This is a genomic window from Streptomyces sp. NPDC006207, from assembly GCF_040613835.1.
Taxonomy (GTDB): Bacteria; Actinomycetota; Actinomycetes; order Streptomycetales; family Streptomycetaceae; genus Actinacidiphila.
The window spans coordinates 109,202-126,536 of record NZ_JBEXSX010000019.1; the positions used below are offsets into that span (position 1 = coordinate 109,202).

14 protein-coding genes are annotated in these 17,335 nt (G+C 72.4%); all 14 read left to right on the forward strand.

All coding sequences use genetic code 11. The annotated features are described in order from the left end of the window. The first annotated feature begins 27 nt into the window (after nt 1–27). From ABZ312_RS17745 to rfbC, 14 genes are read left to right on the forward strand one after another with little or no spacing between them, the layout of a single operon-like run. Nucleotides 28–2,208 carry a bi-domain-containing oxidoreductase gene (locus tag ABZ312_RS17745; protein WP_500438106.1) on the forward strand — a complete coding sequence of 727 codons (2,181 nt, stop codon included), beginning with the start codon at nt 28–30 and terminating at the stop codon, nt 2,206–2,208. Beyond that, nucleotides 2,205–4,184, forward strand: a complete 1,980-nt coding sequence (locus ABZ312_RS17750) for an alginate lyase family protein (RefSeq protein ID WP_500438108.1) — start codon at nt 2,205–2,207, stop codon at nt 4,182–4,184. Before ABZ312_RS17745 ends, ABZ312_RS17750 begins: the two co-directional genes overlap by 4 nt. 8 nt (nt 4,185–4,192) lie before the next feature. Continuing rightward, nucleotides 4,193–5,734, forward strand: a complete 1,542-nt coding sequence (locus tag ABZ312_RS17755; protein ID WP_500438110.1) for a right-handed parallel beta-helix repeat-containing protein — start codon at nt 4,193–4,195, stop codon at nt 5,732–5,734. 1 nt (nt 5,735) lies between these two features. Then, on the forward strand, nt 5,736–7,040 hold the full coding sequence (locus tag ABZ312_RS17760) for an O-antigen ligase domain-containing protein (RefSeq protein ID WP_500321882.1): 1,305 nt from the start codon (nt 5,736–5,738) through the stop codon (nt 7,038–7,040). 2 nt (nt 7,041–7,042) lie between these two features. Next, the gene (locus ABZ312_RS17765; protein WP_500438112.1) at nt 7,043–8,320 is read left to right on the forward strand and encodes a glycosyltransferase family 4 protein; all 1,278 of its coding nucleotides are present in this window, start codon (nt 7,043–7,045) and stop codon (nt 8,318–8,320) included. Further along, nucleotides 8,317–9,552, forward strand: coding sequence for a class I SAM-dependent methyltransferase (locus tag ABZ312_RS17770; RefSeq protein WP_500321885.1), 1,236 nt, complete (start codon nt 8,317–8,319; stop codon nt 9,550–9,552). The genes ABZ312_RS17765 and ABZ312_RS17770 overlap by 4 nt, the downstream gene beginning before the upstream one ends. Further along, the gene (locus ABZ312_RS17775) at nt 9,549–10,343 is read left to right on the forward strand and encodes a sugar phosphate nucleotidyltransferase (protein WP_500321887.1); all 795 of its coding nucleotides are present in this window, start codon (nt 9,549–9,551) and stop codon (nt 10,341–10,343) included. The genes ABZ312_RS17770 and ABZ312_RS17775 overlap by 4 nt, the downstream gene beginning before the upstream one ends. Then, a complete protein-coding gene (locus tag ABZ312_RS17780; protein WP_500321888.1) occupies nt 10,340–10,987 on the forward strand; it encodes a PIG-L deacetylase family protein in 648 nt (215 codons plus the stop codon). The genes ABZ312_RS17775 and ABZ312_RS17780 overlap by 4 nt, the downstream gene beginning before the upstream one ends. Nucleotides 10,988–10,990: 3 nt before the next feature. Then, nucleotides 10,991–12,016 carry an NAD-dependent epimerase/dehydratase family protein gene (locus tag ABZ312_RS17785; protein WP_500438114.1) on the forward strand — a complete coding sequence of 342 codons (1,026 nt, stop codon included), beginning with the start codon at nt 10,991–10,993 and terminating at the stop codon, nt 12,014–12,016. Then, a complete protein-coding gene (locus ABZ312_RS17790) occupies nt 12,004–13,287 on the forward strand; it encodes a DUF4910 domain-containing protein (protein ID WP_500321892.1) in 1,284 nt (427 codons plus the stop codon). Before ABZ312_RS17785 ends, ABZ312_RS17790 begins: the two co-directional genes overlap by 13 nt. A gap of 5 nt (nt 13,288–13,292) precedes the next feature. Then, the gene (locus ABZ312_RS17795) at nt 13,293–14,591 is read left to right on the forward strand and encodes a hypothetical protein (protein ID WP_500321893.1); all 1,299 of its coding nucleotides are present in this window, start codon (nt 13,293–13,295) and stop codon (nt 14,589–14,591) included. Then, a complete protein-coding gene (locus tag ABZ312_RS17800; RefSeq protein WP_500438116.1) occupies nt 14,588–15,535 on the forward strand; it encodes a glycosyltransferase family 2 protein in 948 nt (315 codons plus the stop codon). Before ABZ312_RS17795 ends, ABZ312_RS17800 begins: the two co-directional genes overlap by 4 nt. After that, nucleotides 15,532–16,782, forward strand: a complete 1,251-nt coding sequence (locus ABZ312_RS17805; RefSeq protein WP_500438117.1) for a polysaccharide pyruvyl transferase family protein — start codon at nt 15,532–15,534, stop codon at nt 16,780–16,782. The genes ABZ312_RS17800 and ABZ312_RS17805 overlap by 4 nt, the downstream gene beginning before the upstream one ends. After that, nucleotides 16,779–17,330 carry a dTDP-4-dehydrorhamnose 3,5-epimerase gene (gene rfbC, locus ABZ312_RS17810; RefSeq protein WP_500321898.1) on the forward strand — a complete coding sequence of 184 codons (552 nt, stop codon included), beginning with the start codon at nt 16,779–16,781 and terminating at the stop codon, nt 17,328–17,330. The genes ABZ312_RS17805 and rfbC overlap by 4 nt, the downstream gene beginning before the upstream one ends. The last annotated feature ends 5 nt before the right edge of the window (nt 17,331–17,335 follow it).

The window sequence follows — 17,335 nt, forward strand, 5'->3', positions numbered from 1 at the left end:
GACGGCGTAGAAACAAGGGGACTTCGGGTGAAGCAGGTTGTGCAGAACTACAAGAGCGGCGAGCTGGCGGTGCTCGACGTGCCGGAGCCGGGGTGCAAGCCGGGCGGTGTGCTGGTCAGGACCGCCTACTCGCTGATCTCCACCGGGACCGAGCTCATGAAGGTGTCCGAGGCGGGCATGTCGATGCTGGGCAAGGCCCGCTCGCGACCGGACCAGGTGGCCAAGGTCATGCAGAGCGTGGCCACCAACGGGGTGCCCGCCACCTACCGCAAGGTGATGGGCAAGCTGGACTCCTACACCCCGCTGGGCTACTCGCTGTGCGGGGTGGTCGAGCAGGTCGGCAGCGGGATCGACGACGTGAAGGTCGGCGACCTCGTGGCCTGCGCCGGTAACGAGCACGCGCTGCACGCCGAGCTGAACTGGGTTCCCAGGAACCTCTACAGCCCGGTGCCGGACGGCCTCGCGCCGCGGCACGCGGCCTTCGGCACCGTCGGGTCGATCGCGATGCAGGGCGTCCGCCAAGGCGAGCCGCAGCTCGGCGAGGTGGCGCTGGTCATCGGCCTCGGGCTGATCGGGCAGCTGGTGGTGCAGCTCCTGACCGCCTCGGGGGTGCGCGTCGTCGGGGTCGACCCCGACCCGGTGCGCTGCGATCTCGCCGAGCGCCTGGGCGCCGCGGCCTGCGGCGATCCCTCGTCCGCGGCCGTGGAAGCCGCCGTCGCCGAACTCACCGGCGGTCACGGGGTGGACCAGGTGTACCTGGCGGCCGGCGGCGGCAGCAACCAGCCCGTCGAGCTGGCCGCGCGGCTGAGCCGGGACCGCGGCCGGGTCGTCGACATCGGCAAGTGCCGTCTGGACCTGCCGTGGAACGCGTACTACGAGAAGGAGCTCGACGTCCGGTTCTCCCGCTCCTACGGTCCCGGGCGCTACGACCCGGAGTACGAGCTCGAGGGGCGGGACTACCCGATCGGCTACGTGCGCTGGACCGAGCGCCGCAACCTGGCCTGCTTCCTCGATCTCCTCGCCCGCGGCGCCGTCGACGTGGAGCCCCTGGTCTCCCACGTCGCCGACTTCGATGACGCCGTCGAGACGTACCGGAGCCTGAAGGACGGCGACCTGAAGGCCGTGGCCGTGCTGTTCCGCTACCCAGAACACGCCAGAGAGGCGCAGGCCCCGGAGGTGGCCGTGCCCGCGGTGCGACGCGAGGCAGGAGTCCCCACCCCGGCCCGGTCCGCCACGACGCCGGTGCGGCTCGCGTTCGTCGGTGCGGGGAACTACGCGACGTCGATGCTGCTGCCGCACCTGGCACAGCGCGACGGCGTCGAGCTGTCCACGGTCGTCACCACGACGGCGCTGTCCGCGGCCAACGCGCAGCGGAAGTTCGGCTTCGCGCAGGCCACCACCGATCTCGACGCCGTCCTCGGCGACACGTCCATCGACGCGGTGTTCGTCGTCACCCGGCACAGCTCGCACGCCGAACTGACCCGGAGGGCGCTGCTGGCCGGCAAGACGGTGTTCGTGGAGAAGCCGTTGGCACTCACCGAGGACGAGCTGGCGGGCGTGCTCGCGGCGGTCGAGGAATCCGGCAACGACCGGCTGCAGGTGGGCTTCAACCGCCGGTTCGCGCCGCTGCTGCAGGACGCCAAGAAGCGGTTCGGCGCCCGGACCGGTCCGGCGAGCCTGCGCTATCTGGTCAACGCGGGCCGGCTGCAGCACGGGAGCTGGTACCTCCAGCAGGGCACCGAGGGCTCGCGCTTCGCCGGCGAGGGCGGGCACTTCATCGACACGGCGAGCTGGCTGCTCGACGCCGACCCGGTGTCGGTGTACGCGGTCGCCACCTCCGGCAACGAGGACCTGCAGGTCATGCTGCACTACCCGGACGGGTCCACCGCCACCATCAGCTACGTCACCACCGGCGCGCCCGGATTCCCCAAGGAGACGCTGGACCTCGTCGCGGACGGCAGGGTGCTGCGGCTCGACGACTTCGTCCGTGCCTCGGTCTACGGCCGCAAGCGGTGGGTCAGTTCGCGGCTGCCCAAGGCCCGGGACAAGGGCCAGTCCGCCGAGCTGGCCGCGTTCGTCAAGGCCGTGCGGACCGGCGGACCGATGCCGGTGCCGCTGGAGTCGCTGGTCGCCACCACGGCGGCCACCCTCGCCGTGCAGGCCGGCCTGGCCGGCGGCGCGCCGGTGACGTTGGCGAGGGCGCGATGACCACGACCGCGGGCTGGTACCTGCGGCGGCTGTCCCGGATGGGACCGCGTGAGGTCGGCGGCCGGGTGGGCGACGCGGTGCGCAGACGGCGGTGGCGGTCGGCGCTGCCCGACGGCCCGGGCGTGACCGGCGCCCGGTTCACCGCGGTCCTGCCCGCCGGGACGATCGCCGCGGTGCCACCGGACGCGGCGAAGCGGCTCATCGCCCAGGCGGACCGGCTGATGGACGGGCACGCCGAGTTCTTCGGGGTGGAACGCGACGACCTCGCCGACCCGGACTGGTGGTACGACCCGAAGACCGGGCTCCGGGCCCCGGCGGGTTACGCCTTCGACGTGCCGTACCGGAACGAGGACGCGGTCGGGGACATCAAGCAGATCTGGGAGCCTTCCCGGCACCAGTACCTGACCGTGCTCGCCGTCGCCTACGCGATCACCGGGAACGACCGGTACGCCGAGCGGGTGGCCGGGCACCTGCGGTCGTGGTGGGCGGCCAACCCGCCGCTGCGCTCGGTGCACTGGATCAGCGGCATCGAGCTGGGCATCCGGCTGCTGTCCTGGGTGTGGATCCGCCGGCTGCTCGACGGCTGGCCGGGCGCGGCCGGGCTGTTCGAGGACAACCCTGTGGCGCTCCGGCAGATCTGGCACCACCAGCGCTGGCTGGCCGCCTTCCCCAGCCGGGGGTCCTCTGCGAACAACCACGTCATCGCCGAGGCCGCCGGGCAGCTCGCCGCGGCCTGCGCGTTCGGGTGGTTCCCCGCCTCGGCGCGCTGGCGGGCCGGCGCGGTGCGGTCGCTGGAACGGCACCTGCGGAACAACACCTTCGAGTCCGGCCTCAACCGCGAGCTGGCCACCGAGTACCACGGACTCGTGCTGGAGCTCGGCCTGGCCGCGGTGGCCGAGGCGGACGCCGCCGGCGTGCCGGTCCCCGCGTCGATCCGGCTGGTATTGCTGCGGATGACCGACGCGCTCGCGGCCGTCGTGGACAGCCGGCTGCGGCCGCCGCGTCAGGGGGACGCGGACGACGGCCACGGTCTGGTCGTGGACGGCGCGGGCACCGACCGCTGGGCCTCGCTGCTGGCGACCGGGGAGGCCGTGTTCGGCCGGCTGGCCTGGTGGCCTGCGGTGACCGGCGCCGACGTACGCACCCCGCTGCTGGCCGCGCTCATCCGGCCCGGCGCACCGGCCGCGACCCGCCCGGCAAGCCGACCGGACCACCTCGCCGACGCGGGGCTCACGATCCTGCGCGGTCCGGGGGAGATCTGGTGCCGCTGCGACGGTGGTCCGCACGGCTTCCTGTCCATCGCCGCGCACGCCCACGCGGACGCGCTGTCCGTCGAGGTCCGGCACGACGGGGTCGACGTGCTCGCCGACCCCGGGACGTTCTGCTACCACGGGCAGCCCGAGTGGCGGCGGTACTTCCGCTCGACCCTCGGCCACAACACCCTGCAGCTGGACGGCGGCGACCAGTCCGTCTCCGGGGGCCCGTTCCTGTGGACCCGGCACGCCCGCAGCCGCGTCCTGGTCGCGGACACGTCGGGCGCCTCGGAAGGGGGGACGGTCCGCTGGTGCGCGGAGCACGACGGTTACCAGCGCTCCGTGCACCGCCGCCGGGTGGAGCTGACCGCCGCGAGCCGGGAGCTGCGGGTGGTCGACGAGGTGCGCGGCCCGCGCCGGGCCGTGCAATTGGCGTTCCACCTCGGCCCGGCGATCGCCGCGGACCTGGTGGGGAACCGGGCGGTGCTCACCTGGACCCGGGACGGCGAGGACCGCTCCGCGGTGCTCGACCTGCCCGGGCAACTGCGCTGGCGGGCACATCGCGGGGAGAGCGACCCGCCCCTGGGCTGGTACTCCGCCGGCTTCGGGCGCAAGGAACCCGCCACGACGCTGGTCGGCACCGGCTCCGCGGACAGCACCGGCTCCGCGGACGGCACGGAGCTGTCAGGGGAGTTCACCACCGTACTCACGTTCCGCGGCTAGGGGGACGCGTGGGATTCAAGTGGAGGCACAGGGCGTGGCCGGCGGCACCGCTGGCACTGGCCCTGCTGGCGGCGACCGCCTGTACGAGCACGCCGGACGACGCCCGGGCGGAGCCGACGCGTGCGCCCTCCACGTCCGGAGCGCCCTCCACGTCCGTGGCCCGGGTGTGCGCCAAGCCCGCGGCCGGGCCGGCGAAAGCGCCGGCGGGCGCGGTGACGGTCGACCCCGGGGTGGTCGGCGACCTGGCCGAGAAGACCGAGAACAGCCCTCCGGGCACCACATTCTGGCTTCGACCGGGCACGCACACGCTCGACAAGGGCCGCTACGCCCAGGTCATCGCCAAGAAGGGGAACCGCTACCTCGGCGCGCCGGGCGCGGTGCTCGACGGCCGGAAGACCAACAACTACGCGTTCAGCGGCACTGCCCCCGACGTCACCATCAGCCATCTGACCGTGCAGCGTTTCGTCGCGCCGCACGACGAAGGCGTGGTCAACCACGACATGGCCGACGGTTGGGTGATCGAGCACGCCACGATCCAGAACAACTCCGGCGCCGGGCTGATGGCCGGTGCCCGCCAACAGGTCCGGGCCAATTGCCTGCGCGACAACGGGCAATACGGAATGAACGCGTACAAGACCGGGGACACCATCCGCGACCTGGTGGTCGAGGGCAACGAGATCGTGGGCAACAACACCGACGACTGGGAGAAGCAGCGGCCCGGCTGCGGCTGCACCGGTGGCATCAAGTTCTGGGCCGTCAACGGCGCCGAAATCCGCGGCAACTGGGTGCACGACAACCGCGGCGCCGGGTTGTGGGCGGACAACAACAACAACGACTTCCGCATCGAGAACAACTTGCTCGAGGCCAACGACGGTGCCGCGCTGATCTACGAGACCAGCTACAACGCGGTCATCCGGAACAACACGATCCGGCGGAACAACTGGGTCGAGGGCCGCACGTCCGCTGAGGCCGGCGACAGCTTCCCGTTCGCGACCATCTACCTGTCCGAGTCCGGCGGCGAGCCACGGATCCGGGCCCGCACGGACAAGATCGAAATCTATCGGAACGTCCTGACGGACAACTGGTCCGGGATCACCCTGTGGGAGAACGCCGACCGGTTCTGCAACAGCCCGGCCAACACCTCGGCCGGTGAATGCACCTTGCTGGTGCCGGACATCGACCGCTGCGCGCGTCCGGCGATCGCCACCGCACCGCTCTACGACGACTGCCGGTGGAAGACCCAGCGGGTGGACATCCACGACAACCGCTTCATGCTGGACGCGTCCGTCGTCGGGTGCACGGTGCAGTGCGGCCGCATGGCGGTGCTGTCCAACTACGGCACCTATCCGGACTGGTCGCCGTACCACGGCGATCGGGTGGCCGAGGCGATCACCAACAAGCAGCACAACCGCTGGCACGACAACGTCTACGTCGGGCCGTGGAGCTTCGTCGTCCACGACCCGAGCCGGACGCTCGACGTCCTGCAGTGGCAGGGCACGCCGTACCGGCAGGACACGGGCAGTACCTTCCGCCCACGGGCCGGTGGTTGAGATGGGCGGGGACATGACGCCCGGTCGGCCGCCGGGCGGACCGGCCGCGGCGGGCACGCGGCCCGGCGCCGAACCGCACCCTTCCGGCACGCCGAAGACCGTCGGGGTGGTCTGGGGGCTGCTGGTCCTCAACACGCTCGGCTCCGCCGGGGCGAAGACCATCGTCCCGCTGCCCCGCTCCCTCATCCAGATGGCCACCATGGGTGCGCTGGTCGCCGCGTTCGCGCTGGCGCTCACGCTCAATCTCCGGCTGCGCATCCGGCCCAGCGCCTTCGTGCTCCTGCTCACCCTGCTGCTGGTGCCGAGCGTGATCTCCAGCGCGGACCTGGAGTCAGGGTTCGGCGCGCTGTTCCGCTGCGCCCGGCTCGCTCTCTTCGTCGGCACACTGTGGCTGCTCAGCCGCTGGTGGGACGGCAGCCTGACGTTCGTCCGGTACCACATCCGGATGTACTTCGCGGTGCTCGCGTTGGTGATGGCCGGCCTGGTCATCTCCCCGGGTGCGGCCATGCCCGAGCTCTACGGCGGGCGACTGGTCGGCGCGTTGTGGCCGCTCACGCCGCCGCAGATCGGGCAGTACGCCGCGGTGATCATCGGGCTCACCGTGCTGCTCCTGATCGGCCGCCGGACCGACAGGGCAGGCGCGGCGGTGATCATCGTGCCGTCACTCGTCCTGCTCGCGTTGACCCATACGCGGACGGCCACGGCCGGCCTGCTCCTCGGGTTGGCGTTGGCGATCGGCTCGCTCGTCCTGACCAGCGCCGCCGCCCGCCGGTTCTTCGCCTGGGCGGTGCTGTGCGTCACGGTGGCCGCGGTGGGGTTCGCCTCCGCGCTACGGGCGTGGTTCCTGCGTGGACAGAGCCAGGAGAACTTCACCAGTCTCACCGGTCGGGCCAAGGTCTGGGACGCCCTGCTGGCAGCGCCCCGGACGACCGCGGAGAAGTTGTTCGGCACGGGTCTGGGCGACAAGTCGTTCGGCGGGCTGCCGATCGACAACAGCTGGCTGGCCGTTTACAACGAGCAGGGTCTGATCGGCGTCACCCTCGTGGCGGCCTTCATCCTCGTGCTGGGCGGTGTCGCGTTGCTGCGGCCACCGTCGCTGCCGAGGGCCTGCGCGATCTTCCTGATCAGCTACGTCGCGATCTCGTCGTACACCGAGGCCGGGCTGGGCGACGCCTCGCCGTACCTGCTGCATCTGGCCCTGGCCGCCTCGCTGCTGGCGGCACCTGCCGCGGCCACGCCCCTGACGACGCCCGCTGTCCCCCGGCGACGTATCCCGCGCTGGGCGCGGGATCGGGAGGTGACCTGACCATGCACGTCCTCGTGGTGCACAACCGCTACTCCTCGGCGCAGCCGAGCGGGGAGAACAGGGTCGTCGATGAGGAGGTGGGGCTGCTGCGCGAAGCCGGCCACCGGGTCGAGGTGTTCGAGCGCCGCAGCGACGACATCGCCGCCTGGTCCCTGCTGCGCAAGGCCGCGGTGCCGCTGCTGGTGCCGTGGAATCCGGCGGCCCGCGCGGAGCTCGCCGGCCGGCTCCGCACCGAGCGGCCGGACGTGGTGCACGTCCACAACGTCTTCCCGCTCCTGTCGCCCGCGGTGCTGGCCGCCTGCGCCGACGCCGGCGTGCCCACCGTCGCCACGTTGCACAACTACACCCAGGTCTGCCCGCCCGGCACGCTGCAGCGGGACGGCCGGCTGTGCACCGAGTGCGTCGGGTCGGCGGCGCCGCTGCCCGCCGTCCGGCACGGCTGCTACCGGAACTCCCGGCTGGCGACGGTGCCGCTCGCGGTCAGCCTGTCGGTCAACCGGCGGCGGTGGTGGTCCGGCGTGGACCGGTTCTTCTGCATCTCCGCGGCCCAGCGCGACGTCCTGGTGCGGTCCGGCATGCCGCCCGAGCGGCTGGCGGTGAAGCACAACTTCGTGCCCGACCCGGGCGCCTGCCGAGCCGGCGTCGGCGAGCAACTGCTCTTCCTCGGCCGGCTTGCGGAGAGCAAGGGCGTGCCCCTGCTCATGGCCGCGTGGGACGAGATCGCAGCGAGCGGCGGTGTGGGCGTACCGCTCATGATCGCCGGCGCGGGGCCGCTGGAGCGAGACGTGACCGCCTGGGCGGCGGGCCGGGACGACGTGCGGTACGTCGGCCTGCTCGACCCGGCAGAGTGCCGGCAGGCCGTCGCGCGGTCGGTCGCCGTGGTGGCTCCCTCGATGGCCCTGGAGACGTTCGGCCTGGTGGTCGCGGAAGCCATGGCGGCGGGGGTCCCGACCGTCGCGGCCCGTCACGGCGCCTTCGTCGAACTCGTCGAGGACGGGGTGACCGGTCTGCTGCACCAGCCGGGCGAGGCCGGCGCGCTCGCGTCGTGCCTGCGCCGGATCACGGCCGATCCGGCCGGCAACCGGGAGATGGGCCGGGCGGCCCGGCGCCGTTACGAGCAGGGTTTCAGTCCGGCCGTCGGGCTGGAGCGTCTGGTGGAGGGGTACCGAGCCGCGATCGCGGGTCGGTCCGGCGGCGGGGACGACGTGCCGCCGGTAGGAACGGAAACGCTGGCTCGCGGAGGGGACACCCGCGCGGGCAGGGATGGGGGCAGTAGATGACACGATGCCGACTCTGCGGCTCGACGGCGCTGGCGAGCGTCGTCGACCTGGGGGCGACCCCGCCGTGCGAGAGCTTCCTCGCCGCGGACCAACTCGACGGACCGGAACCGGCGTACCCGCTGCACCTGCGGGTCTGCACCGACTGCTGGCTCGCGCAGATCCCGCCGCTGATCACGCCGGAGGAGACGTTCAAGGAGTACGCGTACTTCTCCTCCTACTCCACCTCCTGGGTGGAGCACGCGCGCACGTTCGTCGCCGGTGCCGTGCAGCGGCTGGGTCTCGGCCCCGAAGCCTTCGTGGTCGAGGTCGCGAGCAACGACGGGTACCTGCTGAAGCACGTGGTGGACCGGGGGATCCGCTGCCTCGGCATCGAGCCGTCGGTGAACGTCGGCGGCGCGGCGCGGGACGCGGGTGTGCCCACGCTCACGGAGTTCCTGAGCCCGGAGACCGGCGCGGCCGTCCGCGCGGAGCACGGCCCGGCGGACCTGGTCGTGGCCAACAACGTGTACGCCCACATCCCCGACGTCGTCGGGTTCACCCAGGGGCTGCGCGCCCTGGTCGCCGACGACGGCTGGGTCTCCATCGAGGTGCAGCACCTGCTGACCCTGATCGAGGAGAACCAGTACGACACGATCTACCACGAGCACTTCCAGTACTACACGGTCGCGTCCGCGATCCGGGCGCTGGCCAGCGGCGGGCTCACGCTCGTGGACGTCGAGCTGCTGCCCACGCACGGCGGCTCGATCCGGCTGTGGGCCCGGCCGTCCGAGGTGGCCGGCGAGCCGGCGCAGCAGGTGGCCGACGTACTGGCCCGGGAGAAGGCCGCCGGGCTGCAGGAGCTGTCGGGGTACACCGAGTTCTCCGCTCGGGTGGCCAAGGTGCGCCGGGACCTCCTGCGGTTCCTCATCGAGGCGGCCGAACGCGGCGAGACGGTCGTCGGCTACGGCGCCCCGGGCAAGGGCAACACCCTGCTCAACCACTGCGGCATCCGGCCCGACCTGCTCGCGTACACGGTCGACCGCAACCCCTACAAGCACGGCAGGTTCACCCCGGGCACCCGCATCCCGATCCTGCCGCCCGAGCAGATAGCCGCCGACGAACCCGACTACGTCCTCGTCCTCCCGTGGAACCTGCGGGCCGAGCTGGTCGAACAGCTGTCCTTCGTGCACGACTGGGGCGGCCGCCTTGTCTTTCCCATCCCGGAACTGAGCATTGTCGAGGTCGAGTCATGAAGGTCGTCCTGTTCTGCGGCGGTTACGGGATGCGGATGCGCAACGGCGTCTCCGACGACGTGCCCAAGCCGATGGCGATGGTCGGCCCGCGTCCGCTGATCTGGCACGTCATGCGCTACTACGCGCACTTCGGGCACAAGGAGTTCATCCTGTGCCTCGGGTACGGGGCGCACCACATCAAGAACTTCTTCCTCAACTACGAGGAGACGACGTCCAACGACTTCGTGCTGCGGGGCGGCAAGACCGAGCTGCTGTCCACCGACATCGCCGACTGGACGATCACGTTCGCGCAGACCGGCATCGAGTCCCCGATCGGTGAGCGGCTGCGCCGGGTGCGGCACCACCTGGACGGTGACGAGATGTTCCTGGCCAACTACGCCGACGTGCTCACCGACGCCCCTCTGCCGGAGATGATCGACCGGTTCGCCGGGCGTGACGCAGGGGCGTCGATGATGGTGGTGCCACCCCAGTCCTCGTTCCACTGCGTGGAGTTGGGCGAGGACGGTCTGGTGGGGGGCATCACCGCGGTGAGCGACCTGCCGATGTGGGAGAACGGCGGCTACTTCGTGCTCCGCCAGGAGGTCTTCGACCACATACCGGAGAACGGGGACCTGGTCGCCGACGGATGCGCCCAACTGGCCAAGCGCGGCCGGCTGGTGGCACACCGGCACCGCGGCTTCTGGAAGCCGACGGACACCGTGAAGGAGCGGGCCGCGCTCGACGACGCCTACGCCAGGGGCGACCGTCCCTGGGCCGTGTGGGAACAGGGCGCCGGAACGAGGACCGCATGATCCGGCTCAGCGCGGGGCGCCCGGACCGGATCGTCGCGGTGGGTGCGCACTGCGACGACATCGCCATCGGCGCCGGCGGCACGCTGCTGACCCTGTGCCGCGCGCGGCCGGGCGTCCGCGTCGACGCGCTGGTGCTCTCCGGCGGCGGCAGCGAGCGGGAGCAGGAGGAGCAGGCCGCGCTCGCCGCCTTCTGCCCCGGTGCCGACGTGCGGCTGACCGTGCTCAAGCTGCCGGACGGCCGGCTGCCCGCGCACTGGGAGGAGGCCAAGGCCGCGGTCGAGGAGCTGCGCGAGCGGACCGAGCCGGACCTGATCCTCGCGCCGCGTACCGATGACGCGCACCAGGACCACCGCGGCCTGGCACAGTTGCTGCCCACCGCGTTCCGCGACCACCTCGTGCTCGGCTACGAGATCGTCAAGTGGGACGGCGACCTCGGCCGACCGTCGGCGTACCAGCCGCTGTCGCCGGAGACCGCCGAGCAGAAGGTGCGGCTGCTGCAGGAGCACTACCCCTCGCAGCGGCACCGGCCCTGGTACGACCGGGAGGCCTTCCTCGGCCTTGCGCGGATCCGCGGCATCGAATGCCACGCGCGCTACGCCGAGGCGTTCGCCGTCACCAAACTCACTCTCGACCTGGGGGAATGAACCTTGCGCGTACTGCTGACCGGACACCAGGGCTACCTGGGCACCGTGATGGCCCCGGTCCTGGCGGCCGCCGGGCACGAGGTCGTCGGTCTGGACGCCGGCCTGTTCGCCGACTGCGTGCTGGGCCCGGCGCCCGCGGACCCGCCGGGGCACCGGGTGGACCTGCGCGACGTCACGGCCGATCACGTGGCCGGGGTGGACGCCGTGATCCACCTGGCCGCGCTCTCCAACGACCCGCTGGGGTCGCTGGCGCCGGAACTCACCTACGACATCAACCACCAGGCCTCCGTGCACCTGGCCCGGCTGGCCCGCGACGCCGGGGTGCGGCGCTTCCTGTACGCGTCGACCTGCTCCGTCTACGGCGCCGCCGGCGGCGGCGACCTGGTGGCCGAGGACGCCCCGCTGCGCCCGGTGACGCCGTACGCGGAGTCCAAGGTGCGCGTGGAGGACGACCTGCACGAGCTGGCCGACGGCGACTTCACCCCGGTGTTCATGCGCAACGCCACCGCCTTCGGCTACTCGCCCCGGCTGCGCGCCGACATCGTGCTGAACAACCTGGTGGGCCACGCGCTCCTGTCCGGCGAGGTCCTCGTGCTCTCCGACGGCACCCCCTGGCGCCCGCTGGTGCACGCCGCCGACATCGCACGGGCCTTCACGGCCGCGCTGACCGCGTCGCGCGAGGCGGTGCACGACCGCGCGTTCAACATCGGCAGCGAGGTCAACAACGTCACGGTCGCCGAGATCGCCGGGCAGGTCGCCGAGGCGGTGTCCGGCGCGAAGGTGGTGATCACGGGCGAGACCGGTGCCGATCCGCGGTCGTACCGGGTGGACTTCTCCCGGTTCCGCGCCGCGATCCCCGGATTCGACTGCGAGTGGACGGTCAAGCAGGGCGCGCTCGAACTCGCCGACGCCTACCGGAAGTTCGACCTGACCCGGGAGGACTTCGAGCAGCGCTTCACCCGGCTCGCCGTGCTGCGCGCGGCGTCCGACGCCGGCGAGGTCGACGACACCCTGCGGTGGCGCCGATGACCGCAGTCGGCGAGGAGATGCACGCGCTGGTGGAGCGGCTGTACCCGCTGTGCCGGAGCATCACCGGCGACGGTGTGCGCGCCACCCTGGAGATCGTCGGCGAGTACGTCCCGCTGCAGGTGCACGAGGTGCCGACCGGCACGCAGGTGCTCGACTGGACGGTGCCGCAGGAGTGGAACATCCGTGACGCGTACGTCGCCGACGCCGGCGGCAACCGGGTCGTCGACTTCGCCGCGTCGAGCCTGCACGTGCTCGGCTACAGCGTGCCGGTGTCGGCGACCATGCCGCTGGCCGAGCTGCGGTCGCATCTGCACACCCTGCCGGAGCACCCGGCCTGGGTGCCGTACCGCACCAGCTACTACAAGCCGGAATGGGGATTCTGCCTGGCGCAGGAGACCCTGGACGCGCTGCCAGACGGCGAGTACGAGGTCCGTATCGACTCCACGCTCGCGGACGGTCACCTCACCTACGCCGAGCACGTGGTCCCCGGGCAGGTCCCCGACGAGGTGATCGTCTCCTGCCACGTCTGCCACCCGTCGCTGGCCAACGACAACCTGGCCGGCATCGCGGTGGCGACGTTCCTGGCCCGCGCGCTGGCACAGGAGACGCCGTACTACACCTACCGGTTCATCTACGCGCCCGGCACCATCGGGGCGATCACCTGGCTGGCCCGCAACGCGGAGCGGGTGGACCGGGTCAAGCACGGGCTCGTACTGGCCTGCGCCGGGGACCCGGGCCGGCTGACGTACAAGCAGAGCAGACGCGGTGACGCGGAGATCGACCGGGTGATGCGACATGTCCTGACCACCTCCGAACGGCCGCACCACGTCAAGGAGTTCACCCCGTACGGCTACGACGAGCGGCAGTACTGCTCGCCCGGGTTCGACCTCGGCGTGGGATCGCTCAGCCGGACCCCGTACGCCGGCTACCCCGAATACCACACCTCGGCGGACAACCCGGACTTCGTCTCCCCGCAGGCGATGGCGGACACCCTCGCGGTCTGCCGCGAGGCGTTCGCCGTGCTCGACCGCAACCGGCGGTACGTCAACCTCAGCCCCTACGGCGAGCCACAGCTGGGCCGGCGCGGGTTGTACGACTCGCTCGGCGGCCGCAGCGACGCGCAGCAGGCCCAGATGGCCATGCTCTGGGTGCTCAGCCTCTCCGACGGCGAGCGCAGTCTGCTGGACGTCGCCGAACGGTCCGGGCTGCCGTTCGACACCGTCGCCGCCGCGGCCGGCGCCCTGCACGACGCCGGGCTGATCAAGGCATGACACCGATGACCACCGAGGGGGAGAATCCGCGGACGACGGCGCCAGCGGCCCGGTCCGCCAGGCGGGCCCTGGTCGGCCGGCTGTCCTGGGGACTGGCCGACCAGGCGGCCTCCAGCGTGAGCAACTTCGTGGTGGGCGTCTACGTGGCCCGCTCGCTGGGGGTGACCGCGTTCGGCGTGTTCAGCCTCGCCTGGGTGACGTACGGCGTGGTGCTCAACGTCTCCCGCGGGCTGGCCACCGATCCGCTCGTGGTGCGCTTCAGCGGGGTGCCGGACGCGTCCTGGCGCGGGGCGGTGGCCCGGTCGACGGGTACCGCACTCGGCGTCGGTGCGGCCATCGGCGCGGCGTGCCTGGTGGCCGGGCTCGGCCTCGGCGGCCGGGTGGGGCCCGCGTTCGCCGCCCTTGGTGTCGTGTTGCCGGGGCTGCTGCTCCAGGACGCCTGGCGGTTCTCGTTCTTCGCCGCCGGCACCGGGCGGAAGGCGTTCGTCAACGACGTCGTGTGGGGAGTCGCCCTCGTCCCGGCCATGGTGGTGGCGGCCCGTGCGGGCAGCGTGGCGGCCTTCGTGCTCGCCTGGGGCGCGTCCGCCACGGTGGCGGCCGGGTACGGCTACCTCCAGTCCGGCATCCGGCCGCGGCTGACCGAGGCGCGCGGGTGGCTCCGCGAGCAGCGCGACCTCGGCTACCGGTACCTGGTCGAGAACGTCAGCCTCAGCGGTGCGAGCCAGCTGCGGGCGTACGGGCTCGGCGCGATCGTCGGGGTGAGCGCGGTGGGTGCGGTGCGGGGCGCAGAGCTCCTGCTCGGCCCGTTCCTGGCGGTGCTCATGGGGCTCTCGCTCGTCACCGTCCCGGAGGCGGCCCGGGTGCTACGGCGGGCCCCGCACCGGCTCGGCACGTTCTGCCTCCTGCTGGGCGGGGGGCAGGCCGCCGCCGCTCTGCTCTGGGGCTCGGCGCTGCTGCTGGTCCCCGGCCGTCTCGGCGAGCTGTTGCTCGGCGGAGTCTGGCACTCCGCCTCGCAACTCATCGTGCCGGTCACCCTCGGCGTCGCGGGCGCGGGCCTGGGCACCGGCGCGGCGGCCGGGCTGCGCGCGCTCGGCGCGGCCCGGCGCAGCCTGCGCTGCCAGCTGTTCGCCTCCGCCTGCTACGTCAGCGGCGGGCTCGGCGGGGCCGCCGCCGCCGGCACGGTCGGCTCGGCCTGGGGCGTCGCCGCCGCGACCGTCGGCAGCTCGGCCGTGTGGTGGCTGCAACTGCGGTCCGCCCTGCGCGAGCACCACCGCGATCCCATCCCCGAAGTGAGGACCTCATGACCGCCCAACCCAGGCTGAGCATCGGCCTGCCCGTGTACAACGGCGAGGAGTACCTGGCCGAGTCGCTCGACGCCCTGCTCGGCCAGACCTACGAGGACTTCGAGCTGGTCATCTCCGACAACGCCTCCACCGACGGAACCCAGGAGATCTGCCGCAAGTACGCCGCGCGGGACTCGCGCATCCGGTACCTCCGGCTGACCCGGAACATCGGCGCCGCGCCGAACCACAACCACGTGTTCACCGAATGCCGCGGCGAGCTGTTCAAGTGGGCCTCGCACGACGACCTGTACGCCCGGGACCTGCTGCGGCGCTGCGTGGAGGCGCTCGACGAACGGCCGGACGTGATCCTGGCGCACGCCGACCAGGCGGTCATCGACGCCGAGGGCAAGGTGAAGGTCCCGTACGAGTACACGCTCGCCACCGGCTCGCCGCACGCGCCGGAGCGATTCCGCAGCATGCTGTTCGAGCCCGGCGGCGACGACTTCTACGGGGTGATGCGTGCCGACGTGCTGCGCCGGGTGAAGCCGCACGACAGCTACCACCACGCGGACCGCACGTTCGTCAGCGAGATCGGCCTGCACGGGCCCTTCCACCAGGTGCCGGAGCTGCTGTACTTCCGCCGCGACCACCCCACCCGCGCCGAGCGGGCGAACCCTTCCAAGCGCTCCCGGTGCGTCAACCTGGACCCGCGCCGGGCAGGCCTGCTGCACCCGACGCCCCGGCTGCTCGCAGAGTACGTCTGGGGCTTCGCCTCGGCGATCTGGCGCGCGCCGTTGTCCCCGGCCGACCGGCGTGCGTGCTACCGCCACCTGGCCGCCTGGATGACCAGCCGGGTCCGGCCGGGCGCCGGCGAACGGGTCGAGGACCGCGCCCCGGTCGACCCGGGTCTGCTCACCGTCTCCGTCGACGCCCTCGTCGCCGGCCGTGAGGGGAGGCGCACGTGACGGCCACGGCCGGGGCCCCGGTGCGCGTCGGGGTGTTCGGCCTGCTCGGCTCGGGCAACCTCGGCAACGACGGTTCGCTCGAAGCCGTCCTCGGGTACCTCCGCGCCGAACACCCGGACGCGGTCGTGGACGCGCTGTGCGGCGGACCCGAGACCGTGACGACCCGGTTCGGGATCCCCGCGACGCGGCTGCACTGGTACCGCGGGGAGTACCGGACCGCCTCGCGTGCGGGCGCGGTCGCGGGGAAGGGCCTGGGCAAACTCGTCGACGTCTTCCGCACCGCCGCCTGGGTGCGCCGGCACGACGTGGTGATCGTCCCGGGCATGGGCGTCCTGGAGGCCACGCTGCCGCTGCGGCCGTGGGGCTTCCCGTACTCGCTGTTCCTGCTCTGCGCCAGTGGCCGGCTGCTGCGCACCCGGGTGGCGCTGGTCAGCGTCGGCGCCGCGACGATCGGCGACCGGCCGACCCGGGCCCTGGTGCGCTGGTCGGCGCGGCTGGCCGCCTACCGGTCGTACCGGGACGCGCAGTCCCGCGAGGCGATGCGGGCGATGGGCGTGGACACCGCGCGCGACGAGGTCTACCCGGACCTCGCCTTCGCCCTGCCGGCGCCAGGGTCGGGCGGACCCGGCAAGCTCTCGGACCCGTCGGCGCCTCAGGGCCCGGTCTGCGTCGGCGTCATGGACTTCCACGGCGGCAACGACGATCGTGCCCGGGCCGACGAGATACACCGGCGCTACCTCGACGGGACGATCCGGTTCGTCCGCACGCTCGTCGAGGAGGACCGGGCCGTCCGGCTGCTCACCGGTGACCAGTGCGACACGTCGGTGGTCGCCGCGATCCTCGACGCGGTGGACTCGCCGCTGGTCACCGCCGCCGAGCCGTCCTCACTGGCCGACCTGATGAAGGAGATGGCGGCTGCCGACACCGTGGTGGCGGCCCGCTACCACAACCTGATCTGCGCGCTGAAGACCGGTACGCCGGTGCTCGCCCTCAGCTACGCGGCGAAGAGCGACGCGCTCATGGCGGAGATGGGCCTCGGCGCGTACTGCCACCCGGCGCGCGAGGTCGACGCCGACCGGCTGCTCGAACAGTTCCGTGCCCTGGAGAAGCGTTCGGCCGAGCTGCGGCGGACCCTGACCGAGCGGAACCTGGCCGCCGCCCTGCGGCTCCAGCACCAGTTCCACTCCTTGACCGCGGCCCTGTTCCCTGCGGCCGGCCACCCCCACACCTCGCGGAAGGCCCCATGAAGGCGACCCAAGTCCCGGAGATCACCGGCGCGTACCTCTTCGAACCGACGCCGTACGCCGACGAACGCGGCTTCTTCTGCCGCACCTTCGACACCGACGTGGTCCGCTCGGTGGGCCTCGACCCGGACGCCTTCGTCCAGGACAGCCTGTCCCGCTCGGTCCGGGGCGTGCTGCGCGGCCTGCACCTGCGCTCCGGCGCCGGCGAGGCCAAGTTGGTGCGGTGCTCGTACGGGAGGATCTTCGACGTCGTCGTGGACCTGCGGCCGGACTCGCCGACGTACCGCAACCGGGCCACCTTCGAGCTGTCCGGCGAGACGCAGGTGTCCCTGTACATCCCGGCGGGGTGCGCACACGGCTTCCAGGCGCTGACCGACACCGCCGACACCTCGTACCGGATCGACCGCCCGCACGATCCGGCCGAGGACGTGACGATCGCCTTCGACGACCCGGAGCTCGCCATTGCCTGGCCGCTGCCGGTCACATCGATGTCCCAGCGGGACCGGGAGGCGCCGAGCCTCGCCGAGGTCCTCAAGCACCTGGAAAGTTGAGGTCG